Source organism: Streptococcus oralis (assembly GCF_001578935.1).
In the GTDB taxonomy this organism is placed as follows: Bacteria; Bacillota; Bacilli; order Lactobacillales; family Streptococcaceae; genus Streptococcus; species Streptococcus oralis_R.
On sequence record NZ_KQ969530.1, the window covers coordinates 1 to 521 of the forward strand.

1 protein-coding gene is annotated in these 521 nt (G+C 32.8%); it reads right to left on the reverse strand.

Annotation, left to right across the window (positions count from 1 at the left end):
* Positions 1–85: 85 nt before the first annotated feature.
* The gene (locus SORDD15_RS09705; protein WP_081102423.1) at positions 86–520 is read right to left on the reverse strand and encodes a hypothetical protein; all 435 of its coding nucleotides are present in this window, start codon (positions 518–520) and stop codon (positions 86–88) included.
* Between the last annotated feature and the right edge of the window lies 1 nt (position 521).

The following is a 521-nucleotide window of genomic DNA, read 5'->3' on the forward strand; positions in this document are numbered from 1 at the left end:
CGTCTAGCAAACTCAGAATTCACACTGTAAACTGCAGTATCTCTATTTAAATTATTAAGCTGTTTATCTGTATAACTAAATGACATTATTGTTCTCCTTCATCATTATTAGAATAAGTTATCCTAATTTTTGAAGCAGTTTTACCTTTATTTTCATTTAAAAATTGTCTATCTTTTACTCTATTCTCCCATTCCAATGAAGCATCTGTTATTTCTTCAGTGTCTAGAGAATATCCAACACCATACTTAATTTTTTCTTCATGTTTAAATTTGATTTCTACATCACAAGACCACGAACCCGGAGGGTTTGTGTATTCTGGATTAGAAATCTTAATCTCCTCAATCCCTTGGTAGGAATTCTTTAGCGCATTAACCAAACTAACTTCATATTCTCTATTTCGACGTTCTTCTTGAGATTTCCCTAACATACTAAACATAAAAACACCTCCTAATGTGATGAATACGAATAGTAAAACTATGAATAAGGCACTGCACCCCCAAAGTGGGACAGAAGAAAACACG